Consider the following 21,293-nt stretch of genomic DNA (forward strand, 5'->3'; position numbering starts at 1 on the left):
CCTTAGACGGCGCCGGCGCCGATAATGGCGTTGGTAATCGTCTGAAAAACAGCCAGCAGTGAATCCGAGAATGCCCCTAGCCCGACGATCATGCCGATCGAAATCAAGGTGGCCAGCAGACCGTATTCGACGGCCGTCGCTGCGGATTGGTCCTTCATAAACCGGATCAGTGTCGTCATGGGCTCCCCAGCCTGTCCTGCGCATGCCCCAACAGGCGATCTCACCCGAAAAGCACCGATATGCACCCTCGTCATCGGTCGGTTCCGACCACGACTGGCAACGAACAGGAATGCCGGGACAGTCCCGGCCCCGAGGGCGTCAGCAGCCGCTTTTGCTTCCATCGCCGTCAATAATGCAGACGGCGCCCGGCATTTCCTGCAGCACGCTGCGGCGCACGGTATAGCGCTTGGCCGGCGGGCTGCTCGGGATCGAGCCGGTCTGAATATTATCGTAGTCGATCGGCGCGTCGGCCAGCACCTTGTTGTCAGTCTTCGACGTCAACATCGGCGTCAAAATCAGTGTCAGCGCGATGACGGCCGTACCGAACAGCAGCGACAGATTAAGCGCACCGGTCCGGCGGCTCTGGGTCGTCACCAGATCCTTGTCCTGAACCGTTCTCCAAAAATCGTCATCGACCATCGTCTGCCTCTTCGAATACGTGCGTTTCCCTGAAGCCGGCTCACGGACCACTTCACCATGTCGACGCCTATAAAAACCGGTATCGGCTACGGGAATCATCCCCAAACCAATAGACACCGGCACTTACTCGAGGCTGATTTTGCGGGAGGGTGATAAATGTTCGATTAATAAAACAGAAATTTTGAGGATTAGATCAGAGCAAATCCATTAAGTAGGGGATAAGCGGCTCGTCTGCGGGCGGCATCGGATAATCACGCAGGGCCTTGGGGCGAACCCATTTCACCGCCTGGCCTTCGCGGCCATAGGCGACGCCCTCGTAGCGCCGGCAGACATAGAGCGGCATCAGCAGGTGAAAATCCTCATAGGTGTGGCTGGCAAATGTCAAAGGCGCCAGGCACGCGACCTTGGTGCGAACTCCCAGCTCCTCGTCCAGTTCGCGGATCAACGTTTCTTCCGGCGTCTCCCCAGGCTCGACCTTGCCGCCGGGAAATTCCCATAGCCCCGCCAGCGACTTGCCCTCAGGCCGCTGGGCAAGAAGGATCCGGCCGTCGCTATCGACCAGAGCGCAGGCGGCGACCAGAAGAATCTTTCGGCCGGCAACGTCCATGGTCATACCCCTTCGCGCCGGTAGGCATACCGGTAGACATCCCTGAAGCCGAACTTGCGATAGAGCGCGATCGCGGCGTCATTGTCGCTCTCGACCGAAAGCCAGGCCGTGCGGGCGCCACGCAGACGGGCCCAGCGCAGCGACGCATTGACGATGGCGCTGCCGACGCCCTGCCGCCGAACGCTCTCGGAGACCGCCACCTGCAAAATCCCTGCAAGATCATTGTCATGAACGGCAAGCGACACTGCGATCGGTCCCTCGTCCTGCGCCTCGAACAGAAACAGCCCGCATTCCGGCTTGATCGCGTTGATGACTTCGGTGAGACCCGCCTTGTCCTGGCTGCTTTCGCCACAAATCTGCAGCCGGGCGTCGACGAAACGGCCGACATCGCGCAACGGCAGATGCTCGATGGCTTCCTTCGTATCGTTCGGCGGAATATCTGCCATCATCACGATGGCCTCGGAGAATACCGGCCAGCGATGCTCGTCCATATAGGCAATCAGCGGCGGCGGGGTCAGCGGCGTCTGGCGAACGGTCAGCGGCCTTCCATAGTCGGAAAAGCGCTTGGCAGCCTTTAGAAGCCTGATTCCGATATCGCGGCTGTCGGAGGGATCGAGCGGATTGACCGAATTCAGCCGTTTGGAATCATGGCCCGCCGTCAGGCGGATCAACCAGCTGCCGTCATACTGCACCGAAGCCGCAGGCCAGGCGCGAAAACCGACGGCCTCCAAGCGGCGCACGTTCGGCAGATCGGCTTTCGAAATCGTGTCCTGCACTGCCATCAGCTCCGGTAGTCGCCGTTGATCTCGATATATTCCTTGGTCAGATCGCAGGTATAGACGGTCGCCTTGCCGGACCCGAGACCCATCTCGACACGAATAGTGATGTCTTCTTCCTTCATTACGGCCGATGCAGCGGCCTCCGAATAGGTCGGATCGCGCTCGCCATCGACGGCAACGCGCACGTCGCCGAACCAGATCGCCAGCCGGTCACGATCGGCCAATTCGCCAGCCTTGCCGACAGCCATGACCACGCGGCCCCAGTTGGCGTCCTCGCCGGCAACCGCTGTCTTCACCAGCGGCGAATTGGCAATCGACAGGCCTATGCGCTTGGCAGCAGCGTCGCTTTCGGCGCCTTCGACGGTGACGGCAACCATCTTGCGGGCGCCTTCACCGTCGCGGACCACCTGCAATGCCAGATCGCGCAGGAGATCGTTCAACGCCGCACGGAAACCATCCAGCGCCGGATCCGTTGGGCTGACGATCTTCGTCTGGCCGTCCTTGCCGGCAGCACCGGTGGCAAACAGCATCAGCGTGTCGGAGGTCGAGGTATCGCTGTCGACGGTAACAGAGTTGAAGGTCGGGCCTGTGCCGTCCGACAACAGAACCTGCAGGGCTTCCGGCGCGATATCCGCATCGGTGACGACAAAGGACAGCATTGTCGCCATATCGGGCGCGATCATGCCGGCGCCCTTGGCGATGCCGTTGATGGTGATGGCGACGCCGCCGATCTCGGCGGTGCGGGTTGAAACTTTCGGATAGGTGTCGGTGGTCATGATCGCCTTGGCGGCCTCGAACCAGAAATCGCCGGTTGCCTGCATGGTCATGTCGCTGAGAACACCGGCAAACTTTGTTGCGTCAAGCGGCTCGCCGATGACACCGGTCGAGGCAAGAAACACCTCCCCGGTCGAGCATCCAACCGCTTCTGAAGCCGACTTCGCCGTCAGCTCGGTCGCAGCCCTGCCCTTTTTGCCGGTGAAGGCATTGGCATTGCCGGAATTGACGACCACGGCACGGGCTACGCCGCCCCCCAGGTTCTGGCGGCAGAAATCGACGGGAGCCGACGGGCAACGCGATTTGGTAAAGACGCCGGCGACAGCGGCAGGTTCATCGAAAACCATCAGCAGCACGTCGGTACGGTTCTTGTACTTGATGCCGGCTGAGGCGGTTGCCATGCGGACGCCACGAACGGGCGGCATGTCGGCGAAGGATTTCGGAGCAAGCGGGGAAACGGAACCGGACATGATCAACCCTGTTTAGCGATGATGGCCCGGCCTGCGGGCCCACAAACGAAATCCCGAAGAGCCTGACGCCTCCGGGACCTGTGTCGTTCACTGTATATCAGAAAGGCGTGACCGGCCGAAGACGAACGGTCACGCTCGATCTCATCAGTTGGCGGTTGCGGCTTCCGCCTTGTTCGCCTCGTCATAGGCCTTCTTCAGGGCCGGGTCGGTGATATCGACGCCGGCATCCTTCTTGGCCGCAGCCAGAAGCTCGATGTACTTGTCGCGCATGACCAGCTGCTTGACCTGCGGCTCGACCTGTTCAAACGGCGGCGGCGGCTGCATGCGCTTGTCTTCGAGCAGAATGACGTGGAAGCCGAACTGGGTCTTCACCGGCACTTCCGTGTACTTGCCCTTTTCGAGCTTGAAAGCGGCTTCCGAGAATTCCGGAACCATGCGATCCTTGGTGAAATAGCCGAGATCGCCGCCGTCAGCCTTGTTCGGGTCCGTCGACTTTTCCTTGGCGATGGTTGCGAAGTCCTTACCCGCATCCAGATCCTTGATGATCGCCTTGGCTTCTTCCTCGGTCTTCACCAGGATATGGCGGGCCTTGGCTTCTTCCTGCGCAGGGATCTTGGCGATTTCCACGTCGTAGCGGGCCTTGACCTCTTCCGGCTTGACCGCATCGACAACGTGCTTCTTGAAGAAGGCATTGTGCAATTCGCGGTCGGTCAGGTAGGCGAGACGCTTCTTGAAATCCGCATCATTCTGCAGGCCTTCCTTGTCGGCATCCTTGGCCAGAAGCTTGACGTCGATCAGACCGGAAAGGGCTGCGGCGCGCTTCTGATCTTCCGGCAGCTGGGCCAGCTGCGGGTCAAGACCGGTCAGGGCGTAATCAAGCTCCGACTGGTGGATTTCCGCGCCGCCGACCTTGGCGATGACCGGATCGGCGGCATCCTGTGCCGCTACCGGGCCTTGGGCGGCCATGACAGCGATCAGGGCAACAGCCGCAAGCATTTTGTATTTCAACATCCTCATACCTTCCACGATGGTATCCGAAACCGCGGTCACGGCCGGCCTGAAACGTTCCACATCATCAGATTGTGGCCGTTCTGTAGCCTTGGCGTGCCTCAACTCCGTTGACATAATTCGACCCCCCTCTTATCTGTCACGCAACCTCGCGTCCAGAACAGTTCCGGGCGTTTCATAGTATTTCGCGGAAATTGACCGCGTTGGCGACATAGAAGAAAGGACCATTCTTATGGTCAGTCTCGGCGGCCTCGCCCGCAAAATCTTCGGCTCATCGAATGACCGCCGTGTGCGTGGCTACAAAGCCAAGGTCGATGCGATCAATGCGCTCGAAGCTGAAACCAAAGCGCTTTCCGATGAAGCGCTGGCCGCCAAGACCGTCGAGTTCCGCCAGCAGTTCGCCGACGGCAAGACGCTCGATGATCTCCTGGTGCCTGCTTTCGCCGTTGCCCGCGAAGCCGCGCGCCGCACACTTGGCCTGCGGCCTTTTGACGTCCAGCTGATCGGCGGGATCATCCTGCACGAAAAATCGATCGCCGAAATGAAGACCGGCGAAGGCAAGACGCTGGTGGCAACGCTGCCGGTCTACCTCAACGCAATTGCCGGCAAGGGCGTTCACGTCGTCACGGTCAACGATTACCTCGCCACCCGCGACTCGGCGACGATGAACCGGATCTATTCGTTCCTCGGACTGACGACGGGCGTTATCGTCCACGGCCTGACCGACGACCAGCGCCGCGCCGCCTATGCCTGCGACGTTACCTACGCGACCAACAACGAACTCGGCTTCGATTATCTCCGCGACAACATGAAGTACGAGCGCAACCAGATGGTCCAGCGCGGCCACTTCTTCGCGATCGTCGACGAAGTCGACTCGATCCTCGTCGATGAAGCACGCACGCCGCTGATCATTTCCGGTCCGCTCGACGACCGCTCAGATCTCTACAACACGATCGACAAGTTCATTCCGCTTCTGTCGCCGGAGGACTACGAGATCGACGAAAAGCAGCGCTCGGCCAATTTCTCCGAAGACGGCACCGAAAAGCTGGAAAACCTGCTGCGCGAAGCCAACCTTCTGAAGGGCGAAACACTCTACGACGTCGAGAACGTCGCGATCGTCCATCACGTCAACAACGCATTGAAGGCCCACAAGCTTTTCCAGAAGGACAAGGACTACATCGTCCGCAACGACGAGATCGTCATCATCGACGAATTCACTGGCCGCATGATGCCGGGCCGCCGTTATTCGGAAGGCCAGCACCAGGCGCTTGAAGCCAAGGAAAAGGTCACCATCCAGCCGGAAAACCAGACGCTGGCATCGGTCACCTTCCAGAACTATTTCCGCATGTACTCAAAGCTCGGCGGCATGACCGGTACGGCTTCGACGGAGGCCGAGGAATTCGGCAACATCTACGGTCTTGAAGTCGTGGAAGTGCCGACCAACCTGCCGATCAAGCGTATCGACGAGGACGACGAAGTCTACCGGACGGTCGAAGAGAAATACAAGGCGATCATCGCCGAAATCAAGGAATCACAGGATCGCCAGCAGCCGGTTCTGGTCGGCACGACCTCGATCGAAAAATCCGAACTTCTGGCCGAAATGCTGAAGAAGGCCGGCTTTACCAATTTCCAGGTTTTGAACGCCCGTTATCACGAGCAGGAAGCCTACATCGTTTCGCAGGCAGGCGTGCCGGGTGCCGTGACGATCGCCACCAACATGGCCGGCCGTGGTACCGACATCCAGCTCGGCGGCAACCTTGAAATGCGCGTCGAGCGCGAACTCGGCGAAATGGAACATGGCCCCGAGCGCGACGAGAAGGAAGCCGCAATCAAGGTTGAAGTTCAGCGCCTGAAGGACATCGCGCTGGCTGCCGGTGGCCTCTACGTTCTGGCGACAGAACGTCACGAAAGCCGCCGCATCGACAATCAGTTGCGCGGCCGCTCCGGCCGTCAGGGCGACCCCGGCCGCTCGAAATTCTTCCTGTCGCTGCAGGACGACCTGATGCGCATCTTCGGTTCCGACCGCATGGATTCGATGCTGCAGAAGCTCGGTCTGAAGGAAGGCGAGGCCATCGTCCATCCGTGGATCAACAAGGCGCTGGAACGCGCCCAGAAGAAGGTCGAAGCCCGCAACTTCGATACGCGTAAAAACCTCCTGAAATACGACGACGTTCTGAACGATCAGCGCAAGGTCATCTTCGAGCAGCGCATCGAGATGATGGATGCGACGGACATTTCCGAAACCGTCGCCGATATGCGCCATGAGGTCATCGAGGATATCGTTACCAAGCGTATCCCGGAAAAAGCCTATGCCGAACAGTGGGATGCCGTTGGCCTGAAGACCGACGTGCAGAACTCGCTCAACCTCGACCTGCCGATCATCGAATGGGCGGCCGAGGAAGGCATCGACGAAAACGATATCCGCGAGCGCATTACGGCGGAAGCCGACAAAGCCGCAGCCGATCGTGCCGAACGCTTTGGCCCGGATATCATGCTCTATGTCGAGCGCTCCGTGGTTCTGCAGACACTCGACCATCTCTGGCGCGAGCATATCGTCAACCTCGATCACCTGCGTTCCGTCATCGGCTTCCGCGGCTACGCCCAGCGCGATCCGCTGCAGGAATACAAGTCGGAAGCCTTCGAGCTGTTCCAGGCCCTGCTGGCAAACCTTCGCCAGGCCGTGACCGCACAACTGATGCGCGTCGAACTGGTGCGGGAAGCTGCAGAAGCGCCGCAGCCCGTGCCGCCGGAAATGGTCGGTCATCATATCGACCCCGACACCGGCATCGATGACTTCGCCGAAAGCGTCAACCTGAACTTCGTCGAGCCGGAAAACCGCAATCCGCAGGATCCATCGAGCTGGGGCAAGGTTTCCCGCAACGAGGCCTGCCCCTGCGGATCCGGCAAGAAATACAAGCACTGCCACGGTACGTTTGAAGCATAAAGCATCGAAAACTTGATTTTATAAGCGATATCGCTTATTTCTGAAGTGGCAGGCGAGATTGCACTCCCGCCTGCCGATTTGCTTATTTTGTGAAATTGACCCGGACAGCTAGTGACCAGCCCGTCCGGGTTTTTCGCTTCATAAGCGTGATGCTAAATGGTTTTTGCCACATAGATCACCTCCAGATTCGACAGCAAGGCCGTTGCCACAGCCGTGAAGCCCATCTTCGCGGTATCGCAAGCTGGTTTTACGTGCGCTGCTTCTGCCACCGAATGCAACCGATAATAGCATAAGATTTCATGATGTCAGCCGCCTGAGGCTAGGCGAAACCGCAGGCACGTGGCCCCTTGCTGCACCCTTTGTTAACGCTGTTCTGTCAAGACTGGCAGCCTGTTTTGCGTAGTTTTGGGTATTTCAGTGTTCATCGCAGCCTGTCAAACCGCTGGTCGAATTTTGCCGCCCGCAGTAAGGGACCGGCTATCGACGCTGCTTGAAAAGCTCATTCCCATACTGACGAGCAACGATCCCAAACACCTTGCCCAGCGCATGGCGCTTGTCGCCTTTGCCATCCGTGTCGCCAGCGCCGCCATAGCCTTCGTGTCGCAAATCATCCTTGCCCGCGCCATGGGCGAGTTCGAATACGGCATCTTCGTTTTTGTCTGGGTGCTGGTGGTCCTGTTCGGCAACCTCTCCTGCCTCGGCTTTCACACCGCCATCATCCGCTTTCTGCCGCAATATCGCGCCCGCGAGGCGTTTGCCGAAATCCGCGGGATGACAACCACGGTGCGCATCTTCGCGCTCATGTCGGCGACCGGCTTTGCAATCCTCGGGATCGGCGGCCTCTGGCTGTTCGGCGAACATATCGAAAGCTACTATCTCGTACCCCTGTATCTCGGCGTCTTCTCACTGCCGATGATCGCGCTCGGCGACGTGATGGAAGGCACGTCACGGGCCCATAGCTGGGCCGTTTCGGCAATGAGCCCGACTTATATCGTCCGGCCCTTGCTGATCCTCGGTTTCATGATGCTAGCGGTGACGAGCGGCGAACCGCATACTGCCCGCACCGCGATGATCGCGGCGATGGCCGCCACCTATCTGACCAGCGTCAGCCAGTTCTTCATCCTGACCTGGCGCCTGCGCCGGCGCTACGTCAAAGGCCCAAGCCGCATCGAATTCGGCACATGGTTGCGGGTCGCGCTGCCGATCTTCCTGATCGAGGGTTTTGGCTTCATGCTGACCAATTCCGACGTCGTCATCGTCGGCCTCTATCTCGATCCGGCCAGCGTCGCGATCTATTTCGCCGCCGCCAAGACCATGGCTCTGGTGCATTTCGTGATGTTCTCGGTCAAAGCCGCCGCATCGCCCCGCTTTTCCGCTGCCATGGCCAACCCAGACCGCCAGCAACTGGCCATTATAGCCATTGAAAGCGCCAAATGGTCGTTCTGGCCGTCGCTGGCCGTCGGCCTGATGCTCCTTGCCTGTGGCTCGTTCCTGCTCTCGCTGTTCGGCCCGGCCTTCGTTTCCGGCTATCCGCTGATGGCCATCCTGTTTGCCGGCATCATGGCAAAGGCCCTGGTCGGCCCGGCGGAAGCCTTTCTCACCATGGCCGGCCAGCAAAAACTCTGCGTCGCGCTCTATGCCGTGGCCCTTGTCTGCAATCTGGCGCTCAACGTCACGATGATCCCGATGTTTGGGTTGACCGGTGCGGCGATCGCCACGGCCGGCGCCATGTTCGTCGAGGCCATTCTCCTTCATGTCGCTGTCCGTCGCACCTTCGGCATCGTTCTCTTCGCTTTTGCCGACCCGCATGCCCGAACCATCAAAGCAGAGGCGCCCCGCTCATGACCGGCAATCCCCATTTTCCAGACGACGCCAACAGCCGGTCGGCACGCATTCTCGGCGGCCTCGTGCAGCCGGTGCCCGATCAGCCCATCGCCGACAACACCATCGCCATCGGCCGTCCCGGCCGTCAGCTGTGCTTTTATCCGGCACGCCAGGGCTATGAGTTGCAGACCGAGCTGGACTTCCTCTCCAACCGGGCGATGGAGCCGAACGTTTTCTTCACCGGCCGTTTTCTGGCACCGGCCATGCCGCGTCTGGAAGACCGCATCATCCGCCTGGCACTGATCCGCGACACGGACGCACGCCGCAGCCGCATCCGCTTCCTGATGCCGTTTTCGATCGAGAAGCCCGGATTTTCGATCGGAGCGCCGATCATCCGCGCCTGGTCCAATCCGTTCGGGCCGCTCGGCGTGCCCTTGCTCGATGCCGAGGACGCGGCCGAAACCATCGACAATCTCTACGAGGCGCTCACCGCCCCGACAGCGAACCTGCCCGGCGTTCTCGTGCTTCCCGATATTCGCCTCAAGGGCAAGTTCGCCCAGCTGGCCCGCGCCGTCGCCATTGGCCGCAATCTGCCGCTGACGGTCACCGACACGTTCAGCCGGCCGATGCTGGAAAGCCTTGAAGACGGCCAGACCTATCTGCGCCACGCCATCAGCGCGGGGCACCTGCGCGAACTGCGCCGGCAGTGGAAGCTGCTGGAGGGGGTTGGCCGTGTCTCCTACAACGTCGCCCGTCAACCGGCCGACATCCGCGTTCGGATGGAGGAGTTTTTGGCGCTGGAAGCGAGCGGCTGGAAAGGCCGGGCCTCCACGGCGATGGTGCTCGACCGCTATCGCGCCGCCTTTGCCCGCGAAGCCATCACCAATCTCGCCGAAGCCGACAGCGTGCGCATCCACACGCTCGATCTCGACGGCACGGCGATCGCGTCGATGATCGTCTTCATGATGGCGGGCGAGGCCTATACCTGGAAAACGGCCTATGACGAGCAATATGCCAAATATTCGCCGGGAAAGTTGCTGCTGGCCGAATTGACCGAATGGCATCTCGACGACGCCAACATCGTGCGTTCCGACAGTTGCGCGGTTCCCGATCATCCGGTGATGAGCCGGTTCTGGGAGGAACGCGAGGAGATGGGCACGCTGGTGATCGGTCTCAAGCAGAACCGCGACCGCGACGTGCGGCAGGTGGCGGCCCAGCTCCACCTCTACCGCAACACCCGCAACATGGCGCGGCTGCTGCGTGAAAAAATCCGGTCGCTGGCACCCCGCGTCCTGCGATAGGCCGGAGGCGATCCCTGTAAGAGATCACCCCTCTGCCATCGCCCTGTCGCGCAGGATGCGGCGGATGACCTTGCCGGAGGTGGTGAGCGGCAGGCTGTCGAGAAATTCGATCTCGCGCGGGTATTCGTGCATCGACAGCCGCGTCTTGACCCAATCGCGGATATCGGCGGCAAGCTCGGCGCTTGCCGCATGGCCCGGCCTCAGTACCACATAGGCCTTGACGATCTCGGTGCGCACCGGGTCCGGCTTGCCGATGGCAGCGGCAAGCTGCACCGCCGGATGGCCTGCCAGACAGTCCTCGATCTCGCCCGGACCGATCCGGTAGCCGGATGAGGTGATGACGTCGTCGTCGCGGCCGAAGAAGGTGATGTAACCCTCTTCATCCTGAACGCCCTGATCCCCCGTCGTCATCCAGTCGCCGATGAATTTTGCCGCTGTCGCTGCGTCATTGTTCCAGTAGCCGAGAAACATCACCGGATCGGGCCGGCGCACGGCGACCTGTCCGACGGCGCCGACCGGAAGCACCCTCCCCTCGCCATCGATGATTGCAACGTCATGACCGGGCGCCGGCTTGCCCATCGAGCCCGGCTTCAGCACCCCGAGATTGGCTGCGGACGACAGGACGATGTTGCACTCGGTCTGGCCGTAGAACTCGTTGACCGGAACGCCGAAGGCCGCACTGGCCTGTTCCCAGGTTTCGCGCCCAAGCGATTCGCCGGCCGAGCCGATGGTGCGCAGGTTGAGCCTGTAGAGCGCACGCGGATTGTCGACCGATTTCATCAACCGCAATGCTGTCGGCGGGATGAAGGCGTTGCGCACGTCCATCTCCTCCAGAATGCGGAAAGCCATATGCGGATCGAATTTTTGACCGGGCGAGGACACCACCGGAACACCAAGCAGCAGCGACGGTAAAAGTGCATTCAAAAGCCCACCAGCCCAGGCCCAGTCGGCCGGCGTCCACATCCGGTCGCACGGCTGCGGCAGGAAAGCGTGATGGAACTGGAAGCCGGGGATATGGCCGAGCAGAACCCGATGCCCATGCAGCGCGCCCTTCGGCGGACCCGTCGTGCCCGACGTGTAGATCATCATCGCCGGATCATCCGGCGTCGTATCGGCAGCGGTAAAATTCGGCGCGGACATTTGCGCAAGGGCTGCAAAACCGACCGTATCCGGCCCGTCGCCATCGACCAGAACGATGGCCTTCAAATCCGGCAGCTGCTGACGGATCGCTGCAATCTTCTCATTGCCGAAACGGTTGGTGACAATGGCCACGGCCCCCGCATCGCGCAGCCGGTATTCAAGCGCCTCGACACCAAACAGCAGCGCCAGCGGCAAGGCGATGGCGCCAAGCTTGTAGATTGCAGCATGAGCGATGGCCGTCTCGAAACTCTGCGGCAGAAGGATCGCCACGCGGTCTCCAGGCCTGACGCCCTGCTGCAGAAGCCCCTTTGCAAAGGAGGAGGATTGCGCCGAAAAAGCCCCGTAGGTCAGCGATAGATGCGCACCATCGGGGCTGAAATGCTGCAGGCAGATCCGATCCGGCTCGCGCGCCGCCCAGTCATCGCTGACGGCGGTGCCGATATTGAATTTTTCCGGAATCTGCCAGCGGAAGTCGCGGCGGAGATTGTCATAGGTATCGCTGATCGGAAGCATGTGCCCGCCGCAAGAAATTTCGCTGCAGCGCACCTAACACTTCTGGATCATGAAATTCAACTGAGCCCCTCGCGGGGTATCATCTCGGTTAGAACTCGGCTTATGCGTTACTGCGGTCTTGCGGCAGATTCTTGATCAATTCGGCTGCCGGAGCGAAATCCGTCGCGACCGTCCCAGCAAACCGGTATCCCAAAGCTTCGTAGAATGGTCTGGCCCGCTCGCCAGCGACGACATATAATGATCGTGCCCCGAGTTCTGCGGCACGACACTCAGCCTGCGCGAGTAGCTGTCTACCGATCCCCATTCGCCACACTTCCGGTGCAACAAACAGATCCTCCAGTTCGGCCTGCATGGCGCTCTCGTTAAAAACAACAGTTACGAAGCCGACGATCTCCCCATCGACCTCCGCAATAATGGCATGTGGCATGTGCTCGACACAAACCTCGTTCGCTTCTGCAAGCGCTTGCAACTCTTCAATATGGTCTCCCCAAGCCAGCGAAGACCGCAGCTTAAGTGCTCCGAGGGTAATCCTGTCCTCGTCATGTGCCGCTCGAATGAAAACTGCCACTGAAACTCCTCTGCGCAGAGCAGTCATTACACCAAAATCCGCCTTCCCCCGATAGTGCTGAAAAGCCGCTCGGCGGCTTGCATCGATAAAATCGCGACAATGAAATTTGCACAGCAAACCTCTCGACGCCTGCTATAACCACTATGTTCCGTTTGCAGATGTGCCTCGGATACGCATTTTTGGCGGGAAACGGCTCACTTACAGCCTGCCGAGGTTTTCACCACCACTCCTGTTGCCGCATTCAATTCGAAACACTACGCCGCATCAGGACGCGAAGACGACTTCGCGGCTGTGGTGTTCGTTCAAAGCGTCAAGAAGTTCGTCCTGCGTTCGATATCCCGCAAAGAACAGGTCGATGACGGCACCGGCGGCACTGACGCCCTCCTGGCTGCGCAGGCGGACACCACGTTCAGCGCACCACGAAAACAGGGCGCCGGACAACGCATCGACATCATCGAAAATGGCGCAGGACGTAGCAGACTGGGACATGCTCGACTCCATGGTTGCAGGCAAAGTGTGCCGATGGGGGATTGATGTGTTCCAGACTGGGCATCGCCGCAGAATTTTGCAATCGCCATGCAATGGGGCGGTTAATCCTCTTTTCGACCTGTTCGAATTTGGAGCAGACCGGCTGCGATATCCACGATGTGCACGCCGGATAGTTGTGTTTCGATTAAGCAAGTTGCGTATCGCGCGCAAACCGCCGACCCGCTCAGCGGGGCGATTCGGAACCTATGCAATTCTGATGGGAAAATTGAAGTGGTGCCCCGTGCCGGAACGCCGCCATCATATCGAAAATGCCGAACGTGGGTTTAACCATGGTAAATCAATAATTTAAGCTCTTGCCCTCTCCAGCCTTAGAATAAACCAATGTACCAAACTTCTCTGAAAAGTGTACTAGTGCAGACACCAATCCCCAGTCCACCTCATACGTTTCCGAGACAGTTGCTGACGACGCCTCGGTCAACTCACTTCGCCTTTGAAAGGCGCTCACCGAACCAATCGCGACCCGTCAATAGAAAGATGTGTTCCCGGGCGCGCGCCACTAGAACCTTAGGTAGTAGCTATTTGACAAACGTCGAGTTTGACCAATACAACCCATTCAAAGCCAGGAGGCAGTAGCTCATGAAAGTAATCTCGTTTTTCAATAACAAGGGTGGGGTCGGGAAAACGACGTTGACTGCAAACATCGCAGCTTATTTCGCCTTGGCAATGAACCGACGAGTGTTGGTCGTGGACTGCGACCCCCAATGCAACATTACCCAATTTATAATTGGAGATAGTAAGGCAATCGACCTCTATTGGCCCGGTAACTCATCCAAAGATGAAACTGCGGTGAAGACTATCTTGGATGTAGTACAGCCGATTATCGACGGTGACGCGTCGGTAAACAGATCTGTGAAGCCTATAAGCAGCAAGGGTAACCGCTTTGGTGTAGATCTCGTGGCCGGTCATCCACGTTTCTCACTTGTAGAAGACAAACTCTCAGCGGCTTGGACAGAGTTGCCGGGCGGCAATGCTGGTGGATTTCGCGTGACGAATTGGCTGCGGATGTATCTGCAATCACTTGCCCCCAAATACGACATTGCATTCCTAGATGTTAGCCCATCGTTGGGTTCATTGAACCGGTCAGTCCTCTTGAGCTGTGATCACTTTGTCGCACCGCTGGGAGCAGACGCTTTCAGTCTGCTAGGTATCCGCAACATCGCTAGGTGGATTTCACAGTGGGTGGACTATTACAAAATCGGTCTTGAGCAGACGGAACGTCTAAATCCCGGGGTCCTCGATCGGTTTAGCATTCCCCGTGATCTATCGATTGACAGTGGCTTTCTAGGATACACGCTACAGCAATACATCGCCAAAGCGAAAGCTGGCGAACGACGACCAACCAAGGCTTATGAGCGCATCCTCATGGACGTTCCAAATGAGGTGAGTACCTATCTTTCACCATTTGGTAGCGTCAACGCAGCAATTGATCCTCACTTGGGTGATGTGCCGAACCTTTATAGCCTCATCCCTTTGGCACAAAGCGTCAACGCTCCAATAATTGACTTGAAGTCAAAAGATGGTTTGGTCGGCAGTCAATTTAATCAAGCTGCGACGTATCGGGACATAGTAGGCAGCCTTGCTGGCGAAATAAACAAGCGGATCGTCTGGAATGTTTAAATGGGATGGAAGCCTTGTCCAGGAAATTGCTGAGAGAAGGGTCGTATTCTTTGTAGGAGCAGGCTTTTCTAAGATCGCAAGACCCGAGTTCCCTACGTGGAGTGCGCTTCTCATGTCACTTGCGGCCTCGCTTCCGAAGAGGGTCGATCAGGCGCTGGTCAAGAAAATGGTGGACAAACAGCGAATGCTGGACGCGGCGCAGATCATAACAGCGGGATGCACAAAGCCACAGATCAATGCTATCTTAAGAGCAACCTTTCAGCCGCGCCCTGTACCGTATAATCCAATCTACGAGAGCTTGCTCCAAATGGATCCAAAGACGGTTATAACAACAAATTACGATGAATTCCTTGAGAAGAACTTTGAGCACTACAGTGGCGGCCAGGCAATTCATAATATTGCTAGACCAAGCGGCGGCAGCAATCTTTTAAATGACCTTAGGTCACCCGTGAGATCTATCGTTAAAATGCACGGCTGCATTACAGAACAAGATAATATAGTACTTGATAGACAGTCATATTTCGCGATTAGGCAGAAAAACCAAGGTCTATTTCAGACAATAACAGCACTGGTAACAGTTCACACTGTAGTGTTTGTCGGATATTCTTTGAGCGATCCAGACATCCAGTTAATTCTGGAAAATGTCAATCTCTTTAACGGCGCCCAACATCCTCACTATGCGCTCATGCAAAAGCCCGAGCACACTGCCTTAAAAGAGGTTATGAAAAATACCTACAACGTGGAGATTGTCGAATACCCTGCCGGAAACCATGCTGTTGTGCCCAGTGCAATATCAGACCTAGCTGAGCAGGTCTTGGCTCACCGCAGCAGCACTGGGATAGCGTAGCAAGCCCGATCCTACGCCCTCTACTCAGCGGAAGGCGGGCTGCTCGGTAATAGCAATTTCCCAAAGAAAGTCAGTTGGCGGAGACGCCAGATGTTTGTCCCGATGTATCTATTGTACATTCAAAGCGGCGCGGATAGGCGCCTGATGGCGGGAGACGGGCGAATACAGGCTTGGGCGCCCTCCCGATTAGGCGCTCTACCTTCTACATAGTCGTCCGGGCTGTATAGGGCGCTCAGCCAAAAAACACTGATGCCCCCCGAACCAAGCGAAACAAACAGATGACCTGCGGGTAAGGGCGTTGTGGGAACGGTCCATTGGGAAGCCAGCGGCGGATCACCGGCCTCCCCAAGGAGCGCGTTTGTTTTGCCCGAGCTACCCAGAGCCACGCTATACGCTAACGCTCATGAAGCGCTTCGACCGTACCAGAGAATGGGCGATGTTTGACGATGCGGACTGACCGCGTTTCGCTTTCGACACAATCGGCACCGGCCCAAGTCTTGAGTGTCCGGTCGCGTTTGAAGACGGGGATATGTCCATCTCTGTCGAGAGCCCTTCGGATGACGTGAACCTTGCCGCTCGGGTCGTGACCAAGGTCCAGCAGCATCCGGCACAAAGGCGATAGTGGCCCCTTGGTGGTACTGCGGTTTCTTTGGGAAGTGAGATCGACCGTGAGGCCGCTTCCGACGTGACGGGCTGTATAGGAGCCGATCAATTCGACGGTGTAAATGGCGGTGGTGACCGCTGGGATCAATTCAGGATTGGTGGTGATGATGGGTGAAGTTGGTTGGTCGGGCACGACAGCCAGCCACTGCGTTCAGACCGGCATTCTTAGTGATGCGGCGGACGCGATTTATCGGCGCTGCGGGTCTGACTGGAGATTGTTGCCGGGTTTGACTGAAGCGCGTCTGCGGTCGACACAGGTGCTACACGGGTTCAACTCACCTAGCCGGAGCGGCGGAGACCAGCTGTCATAATCGTCCAGGGTGATAGACCGTGGTGCGGCTGCGGTCTGCCTTGGGCTGTTCATTGTCTGGAGGGATCGCTGATCCTCTTCGTCCCGGCTCGGAGCCTTGGTCGGGACCGCAGAAGTCTCTCGCGTGAGTTCCACGGTGATCACCTGCGAGAGAGGACCACAGTCTCAGCCCAAGGCTCTTAGGCAGGTGCAGACCGTGGTTACCTGCAGTACTGCTATGGTCCATGGGAGGAGAGGTGAACACCCTCCCTCTGATCAGGAAGCCATAGCCAGACCTCAGTCCACCATGGTTATAACTATAGTGTGAAACCGGGGCCCACCTACTGTTGTCCCTATTTGCCGTCCATGGCGTTCGACCGGAGCCGTAAGGTCATTCGAGACGTGATCGATACGCCTCCCGCAACCGACTGACGGCTGCAGCCAAGAGCCGTAGGTGACCGCGAAGCAACGGGTGGGGAGAACCGTGGGGCGCTGCGGTGAACTGGAGGCGGCAGTGGTGGAAGAAGGGGAGGTCATGGAGGCATTTCCTTGTGAGCGGGACGAGGGGCAAAACCGAGAAACGAAATTGCTACTGTTGCCCCGATCCGGCCCCGCCTTGTGATGCCGTAGAGGGCCATAGAGCGCCTTCCCCGGCTTGGGCCACCCTTCCCCTCGGATTGCGCTGAACGCTGCACATGGGCGCTACCGCATCATAGTGTGGGGCTCTATGCGACCACAGTTCCCCGCTCCAGCACCCTCGATACCTGCGTGGGCGTCCACTTGCCTCCTCGGGATGTCGGGATGTTCATGCTGTCCAGCGTCCCGGCAATTGCGCTCAGGGTCTGCCCTGCCGCCCTCAACGGGCCGATGATCTTCATGACCTTGGCCGCTTCGGTGTCTGCCTTCACTTGGATCGCTTCGTTGCGCTTCATCGTCTTGTCGCGGAGACCACCGATACGCTTGGTATAGCCGGGGTCTTCCGCCCGTGCAGTCTGATGGCGCACCTTGGCCGCTGCGAGTGCCGCCTTGGTTCGCTCCGAGATGAACGTGCGCTCCTGCTCGGCCAATGCCGCGTAGATGTGAAGCTGGAACTTGTCGGCCTGTGGCATCTGGGCGACCCGAAGCTTGACCTTCTTGTCATCCATGAGCGTGGCGATAAACGACATCTTGCGGCTCAGCCGGTCCAGCTTAGCGATCAGCAGTTCGGCTCCTGCCCGGCGCACCAGCTCCAGCGCCTTGGTCAACTCTGGTCGGTCGGCATCACTACCCGACTGAATGTCTTGGAACTTCCCAATGATCTCGTATGGAATGTCGGAGAACCTGTTGAGGAAGATGGCGATGTCTCGCTCCTGAGCTTCCAGCCCGAGACCGCTGCGGCCCTGATCCTCGGTGCTAACTCGGGTGTAGATGACGTATTGCTGCACGGTCTGCTCTCCTGCGTTGGAAGGAGCATGACAGGGCGATTATCTAATGTCAACGAACGTTGTGAATGTAAATAACAATGAATTCAGTGATTGACTTGGCCCAGTTCGCGCCAATTACAGCACGGACAGGTAGCCATAGCCTTCCGGCGCGTTGACCACCATCTCAGCACCCTTGAGGTCGAAGACCCTGATGTCGCCTCAGGTAGCGCAGAAGAAATGCGCTGTCCCCGAGCAATCGCCAGCTTCTGTAATAGAGATCGGACGGGGCATGGGGGAAACCAGCCTGTGCCGCTTATCTGATTGGGTCGGAGAGAAATTTGTCAGCAAATATTTGGCCGAACGCCGCACAAGAAATACTGGGGTACACCTATGGGAAGCGCTGAGGATGTGTTGTAGTTCTCTAAACGAGCAACCGCGTTGGCATCCCACAAATCAAGGCAACGAATGTCCAATGAACAATATTACTGGAGCAGAAGTACCGGTTGGACGCATGTCAGCCCCAGAATATCACCCGAGCGCCCGCTAAGGTATGTGTCAAAAATAATCGAAGCACAGGGAGGCATTATGGAAGCCATAGAGCGCGGAAGTGTTGTCCTTCGCAAGACACCCAAGGAACGCTACGAAATAACCGCAAAAGTCTTCGAAGACACCCGAGGTGTATACGTACTAACTATTCAAAAATACAACCGAGTTGGCGGCGCATCTGAGAATTTTTACTTTAGTTTTGTGGGTAATGAGATAACTGAATTAATGAACGTGATCAAGAGTGCTAAGGAGTTGGAGTTTACCACAACCCGTAGCTTCAGAGTTCGCGATACCGATAGCCACAACCCCGACCCAATTACCGCCCTCCAAGACATCCGGCAGATGATTTTGGACAACCCCGAACGTGCAGCGGCGATAGCGAGCAGCGAGCTTACGACACAAGACATCGTAGCACTTGGTTATCGGCGAAAGCAGCTCAGTATTTTTGAGCGTATGCTCAATGACAGGAGCTTCTTTGAGGCTGCAGTCCAAGCTCACCACGGTAAGCCTGAGAATGTATGGCAATCGTTTTTTGAGAAAAATCACTGGATATTTGGCTATGGGCTTTCTTATCTGTTCTTGTCAGGGCTGGATGACCGAAAGTTGGAGCAAGTCGTTCGTGGCTACGACCTCACTGGACACGGTAAAAGGGCCGATGGCGTAATGAAGACGCAAGCTTTGATCAGCTCGCTTTGCTTCCTCGAAATCAAACATGCCGACACCCCGCTTCTGCGTTCCACTCCCTACAGGCCAGGAGTTTGGCCTCCGCACAATGAGGTAACTGGTGCGGTGTCGCAGGTTCAAGCAACGGTCGCTGCAGCCATGGAAACTTTGAAGACCCAGACAAAGCTGTACGACGCCCTTGGTAATCCTACCGGTGAAGAAGTTCACACCATCGAGCCACGGTCGTTTCTTGTCGTGGGTAGCCTCGGCCAGCTTATCGAAGAACATGGCCCCAACATCGAGAAGGTACGCTCCTTCGAACAGTTTCGACGTAACACGGCCAAGCCGGAAATCATTACGTTTGATGAGCTGTACCACAGGGCGAAGTTTATCGTTGACACAGCTGCGCCCGTGTAAGCTGAGGGATAACAAGTTTCTCAGAACCTATGGTTTCGTCTTGATTATCAAGCCTCGGTCGCTGCGATGACCTCTTCCACACCGAATGCCCGCTTCATCGACTTGGTGATGGCTCTGAGCTTTGCCCGGTCGCCTCCGTAGTATCGGTTTCCGACGCCACCAAGGGAGTGACCAAGAATAAGGTTCTGCTCCGTATCGCCAACCTCGGCCAAGATAAGCCTGTCTTTCATATTGTGGCGCAGCGAATGGACAGCATGGGCCGCGTCCGCAGTTACCTTGCGCACATACTTCATGAGTGAGGCGGAAGCGTTCGTTGGGCCACTCTCTTTTCCGTACCGACCGAAGAGCATCTTTCGTTCCCCTGCTGCTGCGACCGCTTCTTTAGCCGCTTCCAAGGCATCAACCACCAACGGGACCTCCCGCTTGGAAGCGCCGTTCTTTATCCTGCGTCCCTCGTGCCATGTCACCAGCAGGTGCGGATATGCATCGTCAAGAACGATGTCCTCAACCCGCAGCCCGGTCACCTCAGCCAAGCGGCAACCGGTTCCCTCCAGAAGACGCCAGATAGTCTGAAGGTCGTCATTGGCGCTATTGAGGATCAGGCGCCTGATAGACTGGAGGATATCGTCGGGCAGCGGGTCGCGGAGTTCGTCCTCGGGGTCTTCATTGAGACCAGCAATGGGCAGCTTGGCGAACGGGTTCATGCACCCAGCCAGCTGCATTTCCGTGATGATGTGGTTGAACATCGCCTTTACGACATTGAGGTCACGCTTCACGGAAGACGGCTTGAGTGTGCCGGAAAGCATATGATCGCGCACCAGCTTTGCGTCAGAGCGGCTAAATTGTGGGATCGTCGGAGGGCGACCCAATGCAGCTTCGATATACCCAGTGATGCGGTCAAGGCGCTGGACCTTCTTCTTGATCTCCGTCTCGGTTCCTGTAACCCTCTCGGCAATGTAGAGCTTCTTGGCATCTTCCAGTGTCGGCTCGGGTGCCGGAGGTGCGCCACCGTTGAGCGCTCGCACAACAAATTCATCCAGCCTTGTAACGCCTACGGGGTCACCGGATGCCGGGTCTTTCGGGTAGTCATCAAGGATCACGTCGGCCACAGAAGTTCGCGCATTGTCCTCCATGACGCTCTCGGGATCGTCTGGATCAACTGTCGCGTCATGAGGATCGAAACCCATGCGCCGAACCTTGGCGATGCCCTCAAGGTAAAGATCGAGCTTCGTCAGTATCGGCAAATCCTTCGGGTCGGTCTGCTCAGCGAGAACCCGCTCAGCTTTGTGGATGACACCTTCGACCTCTGCGTGAACCTGCGGGTAAGCGCTCAAAGCTTCGGCTCGGGTCTTACCAAGCGCCTTGATAAATTCTTTCTTACCGACGAGCGGCTTGAGTAGCTTTGGAACAACGCGGCGATAGCGCCACCCCGACTTCACCTCTTGCGCATAAAACAAAACGAGACCCACGAATGTACTCTCCCTGTACCATAGAATGTACCAAAGGAGAGGCCTAAAGCATTGAAGCCATTGATTTATCTGGTTAATACCACCGATAAATGGTGCCCCGTGCCGGAATCGAACCAGCACTCCTCTCGGAACCTGATTTTGAGTCAGGCGCGTCTACCAATTCCGCCAACGGGGCACGGATACCTTTCGGGGTAGCAAAAAGCGTTTACACGAACCGTTTCGGAACGGTCAACCGGGATTTTGAAGATCGGCGGGCAGGAATC

18 protein-coding genes and 1 tRNA gene are annotated in these 21,293 nt (G+C 57.8%); 6 read left to right on the forward strand and 13 right to left on the reverse strand.

Annotated elements, in window-relative coordinates:
* Positions 1-2 precede the first annotated feature (2 nt).
* The 6 genes from ACP7BS_RS15705 to ACP7BS_RS15730 all read right to left on the reverse strand — a co-directional run bounded on the left by ACP7BS_RS15705 (position 3) and on the right by ACP7BS_RS15730 (position 4,280).
* Positions 3-179: a Flp family type IVb pilin gene (locus ACP7BS_RS15705; RefSeq protein ID WP_426238860.1), complete on the reverse strand. Its 177-nt coding sequence runs from the start codon at positions 177-179 to the stop codon at positions 3-5.
* A 139-nt stretch (positions 180-318) separates the two neighbouring features.
* Positions 319-639: a hypothetical protein gene (locus tag ACP7BS_RS15710; protein ID WP_426229500.1), complete on the reverse strand. Its 321-nt coding sequence runs from the start codon at positions 637-639 to the stop codon at positions 319-321.
* 193 nt (positions 640-832) lie between these two features.
* Positions 833-1,246: an 8-oxo-dGTP diphosphatase MutT gene (mutT, locus tag ACP7BS_RS15715; protein ID WP_426229501.1), complete on the reverse strand. Its 414-nt coding sequence runs from the start codon at positions 1,244-1,246 to the stop codon at positions 833-835.
* Positions 1,247-1,248: 2 nt separating this feature from the next.
* Positions 1,249-2,028, reverse strand: a complete 780-nt coding sequence (locus tag ACP7BS_RS15720; protein WP_426238861.1) for a GNAT family N-acetyltransferase — start codon at positions 2,026-2,028, stop codon at positions 1,249-1,251.
* Positions 2,028-3,269 carry a bifunctional glutamate N-acetyltransferase/amino-acid acetyltransferase ArgJ gene (gene argJ, locus ACP7BS_RS15725; protein ID WP_426238862.1) on the reverse strand — a complete coding sequence of 414 codons (1,242 nt, stop codon included), beginning with the start codon at positions 3,267-3,269 and terminating at the stop codon, positions 2,028-2,030. Before argJ ends, ACP7BS_RS15720 begins: the two co-directional genes overlap by 1 nt.
* Positions 3,270-3,413: 144 nt before the next feature.
* Positions 3,414-4,280 (reverse strand): peptidylprolyl isomerase, encoded by an 867-nt coding sequence (locus tag ACP7BS_RS15730; protein ID WP_426229504.1) that lies wholly within the window; start codon positions 4,278-4,280, stop codon positions 3,414-3,416.
* A gap of 229 nt (positions 4,281-4,509) precedes the next feature.
* Between ACP7BS_RS15730 and secA the strand changes: the two genes are divergently transcribed.
* The 3 genes from secA (at position 4,510) to ACP7BS_RS15745 (ending at position 10,346) form a co-directional block, all read left to right on the forward strand.
* Positions 4,510-7,221 carry a preprotein translocase subunit SecA gene (secA, locus tag ACP7BS_RS15735; RefSeq protein WP_426238863.1) on the forward strand — a complete coding sequence of 904 codons (2,712 nt, stop codon included), beginning with the start codon at positions 4,510-4,512 and terminating at the stop codon, positions 7,219-7,221.
* A 450-nt stretch (positions 7,222-7,671) separates the two neighbouring features.
* Positions 7,672-9,066 carry a lipopolysaccharide biosynthesis protein gene (locus tag ACP7BS_RS15740; RefSeq protein ID WP_426239034.1) on the forward strand — a complete coding sequence of 465 codons (1,395 nt, stop codon included), beginning with the start codon at positions 7,672-7,674 and terminating at the stop codon, positions 9,064-9,066.
* The gene (locus ACP7BS_RS15745) at positions 9,063-10,346 is read left to right on the forward strand and encodes a GNAT family N-acetyltransferase (RefSeq protein ID WP_426229508.1); all 1,284 of its coding nucleotides are present in this window, start codon (positions 9,063-9,065) and stop codon (positions 10,344-10,346) included. The genes ACP7BS_RS15740 and ACP7BS_RS15745 overlap by 4 nt, the downstream gene beginning before the upstream one ends.
* 24 nt (positions 10,347-10,370) lie before the next feature.
* Here ACP7BS_RS15745 and ACP7BS_RS15750 read toward each other — a convergent pair whose 3' ends face one another.
* The 3 genes from ACP7BS_RS15750 to ACP7BS_RS15760 all read right to left on the reverse strand — a co-directional run bounded on the left by ACP7BS_RS15750 (position 10,371) and on the right by ACP7BS_RS15760 (position 13,056).
* Positions 10,371-11,999: an AMP-binding protein gene (locus ACP7BS_RS15750; RefSeq protein WP_426238864.1), complete on the reverse strand. Its 1,629-nt coding sequence runs from the start codon at positions 11,997-11,999 to the stop codon at positions 10,371-10,373.
* A 100-nt stretch (positions 12,000-12,099) separates the two neighbouring features.
* A complete protein-coding gene (locus ACP7BS_RS15755) occupies positions 12,100-12,567 on the reverse strand; it encodes a GNAT family N-acetyltransferase (protein WP_426238865.1) in 468 nt (155 codons plus the stop codon).
* Between the two features lie 264 nt (positions 12,568-12,831).
* Entirely contained in the window at positions 12,832-13,056 is a 225-nt protein-coding gene (locus ACP7BS_RS15760; RefSeq protein ID WP_426238867.1) for a hypothetical protein, read from the reverse strand.
* Between the two features lie 636 nt (positions 13,057-13,692).
* Between ACP7BS_RS15760 and ACP7BS_RS15765 the strand changes: the two genes are divergently transcribed.
* Both ACP7BS_RS15765 and ACP7BS_RS15770 read left to right on the forward strand, forming a co-directional pair.
* Positions 13,693-14,733, forward strand: coding sequence for a ParA family protein (locus tag ACP7BS_RS15765; RefSeq protein ID WP_426238868.1), 1,041 nt, complete (start codon positions 13,693-13,695; stop codon positions 14,731-14,733).
* Positions 14,726-15,580, forward strand: a complete 855-nt coding sequence (locus ACP7BS_RS15770; protein ID WP_426238869.1) for an SIR2 family protein — start codon at positions 14,726-14,728, stop codon at positions 15,578-15,580. The genes ACP7BS_RS15765 and ACP7BS_RS15770 overlap by 8 nt, the downstream gene beginning before the upstream one ends.
* A gap of 394 nt (positions 15,581-15,974) precedes the next feature.
* On the opposite strand, the gene ACP7BS_RS15775 is transcribed toward ACP7BS_RS15770, so the two are convergent.
* Positions 15,975-16,376 carry a hypothetical protein gene (locus tag ACP7BS_RS15775; protein ID WP_426238870.1) on the reverse strand — a complete coding sequence of 134 codons (402 nt, stop codon included), beginning with the start codon at positions 16,374-16,376 and terminating at the stop codon, positions 15,975-15,977.
* Positions 16,377-17,257: 881 nt separating this feature from the next.
* Entirely contained in the window at positions 17,258-17,956 is a 699-nt protein-coding gene (locus ACP7BS_RS15780; RefSeq protein WP_426238871.1) for a recombinase family protein, read from the reverse strand.
* A gap of 564 nt (positions 17,957-18,520) precedes the next feature.
* On the opposite strand from ACP7BS_RS15780, the gene ACP7BS_RS15785 reads away from it, so the two are divergent.
* Positions 18,521-19,561 (forward strand): Shedu immune nuclease family protein, encoded by a 1,041-nt coding sequence (locus ACP7BS_RS15785; protein WP_426238872.1) that lies wholly within the window; start codon positions 18,521-18,523, stop codon positions 19,559-19,561.
* A gap of 47 nt (positions 19,562-19,608) precedes the next feature.
* Here ACP7BS_RS15785 and ACP7BS_RS15790 read toward each other — a convergent pair whose 3' ends face one another.
* Positions 19,609-21,030 carry a tyrosine-type recombinase/integrase gene (locus tag ACP7BS_RS15790; RefSeq protein ID WP_426238873.1) on the reverse strand — a complete coding sequence of 474 codons (1,422 nt, stop codon included), beginning with the start codon at positions 21,028-21,030 and terminating at the stop codon, positions 19,609-19,611.
* 90 nt (positions 21,031-21,120) lie between these two features.
* A tRNA-Leu gene (locus ACP7BS_RS15795) sits at positions 21,121-21,205 on the reverse strand.
* Positions 21,206-21,293: the final 88 nt, after the last annotated feature.

The organism is Pararhizobium sp. DWP1-1-3 (genome assembly GCF_049896125.1).
Taxonomy (GTDB): Bacteria; Pseudomonadota; Alphaproteobacteria; order Rhizobiales; family Rhizobiaceae; genus Pararhizobium.

Bases quoted from the DNA above. Each gene is read 5' to 3' on its own strand.
- ACP7BS_RS15710 (WP_426229500.1), bottom strand. From the start codon at position 639: ATGGTCGATGACGATTTTTGGAGAACGGTTCAGGACAAGGATCTGGTG.
- ACP7BS_RS15705 (WP_426238860.1), bottom strand. From the start codon at position 179: ATGACGACACTGATCCGGTTTATGAAGGACCAATCCGCAGCGACGGCC.
- ACP7BS_RS15745 (WP_426229508.1), top strand. From the start codon at position 9,063: ATGACCGGCAATCCCCATTTTCCAGACGACGCCAACAGCCGGTCGGCA.
- ACP7BS_RS15720 (WP_426238861.1), bottom strand. From the start codon at position 2,028: ATGGCAGTGCAGGACACGATTTCGAAAGCCGATCTGCCGAACGTGCGC.
- ACP7BS_RS15760 (WP_426238867.1), bottom strand. From the start codon at position 13,056: ATGTCCCAGTCTGCTACGTCCTGCGCCATTTTCGATGATGTCGATGCG.
- argJ (WP_426238862.1), bottom strand. From the start codon at position 3,269: ATGTCCGGTTCCGTTTCCCCGCTTGCTCCGAAATCCTTCGCCGACATG.
- mutT (WP_426229501.1), bottom strand. From the start codon at position 1,246: ATGGACGTTGCCGGCCGAAAGATTCTTCTGGTCGCCGCCTGCGCTCTG.
- ACP7BS_RS15770 (WP_426238869.1), top strand. From the start codon at position 14,726: ATGTTTAAATGGGATGGAAGCCTTGTCCAGGAAATTGCTGAGAGAAGG.
- ACP7BS_RS15785 (WP_426238872.1), top strand. From the start codon at position 18,521: ATGGAAGCCATAGAGCGCGGAAGTGTTGTCCTTCGCAAGACACCCAAG.
- ACP7BS_RS15765 (WP_426238868.1), top strand. From the start codon at position 13,693: ATGAAAGTAATCTCGTTTTTCAATAACAAGGGTGGGGTCGGGAAAACG.
- ACP7BS_RS15730 (WP_426229504.1), bottom strand. From the start codon at position 4,280: ATGTTGAAATACAAAATGCTTGCGGCTGTTGCCCTGATCGCTGTCATG.
- ACP7BS_RS15750 (WP_426238864.1), bottom strand. From the start codon at position 11,999: ATGCTTCCGATCAGCGATACCTATGACAATCTCCGCCGCGACTTCCGC.
- secA (WP_426238863.1), top strand. From the start codon at position 4,510: ATGGTCAGTCTCGGCGGCCTCGCCCGCAAAATCTTCGGCTCATCGAAT.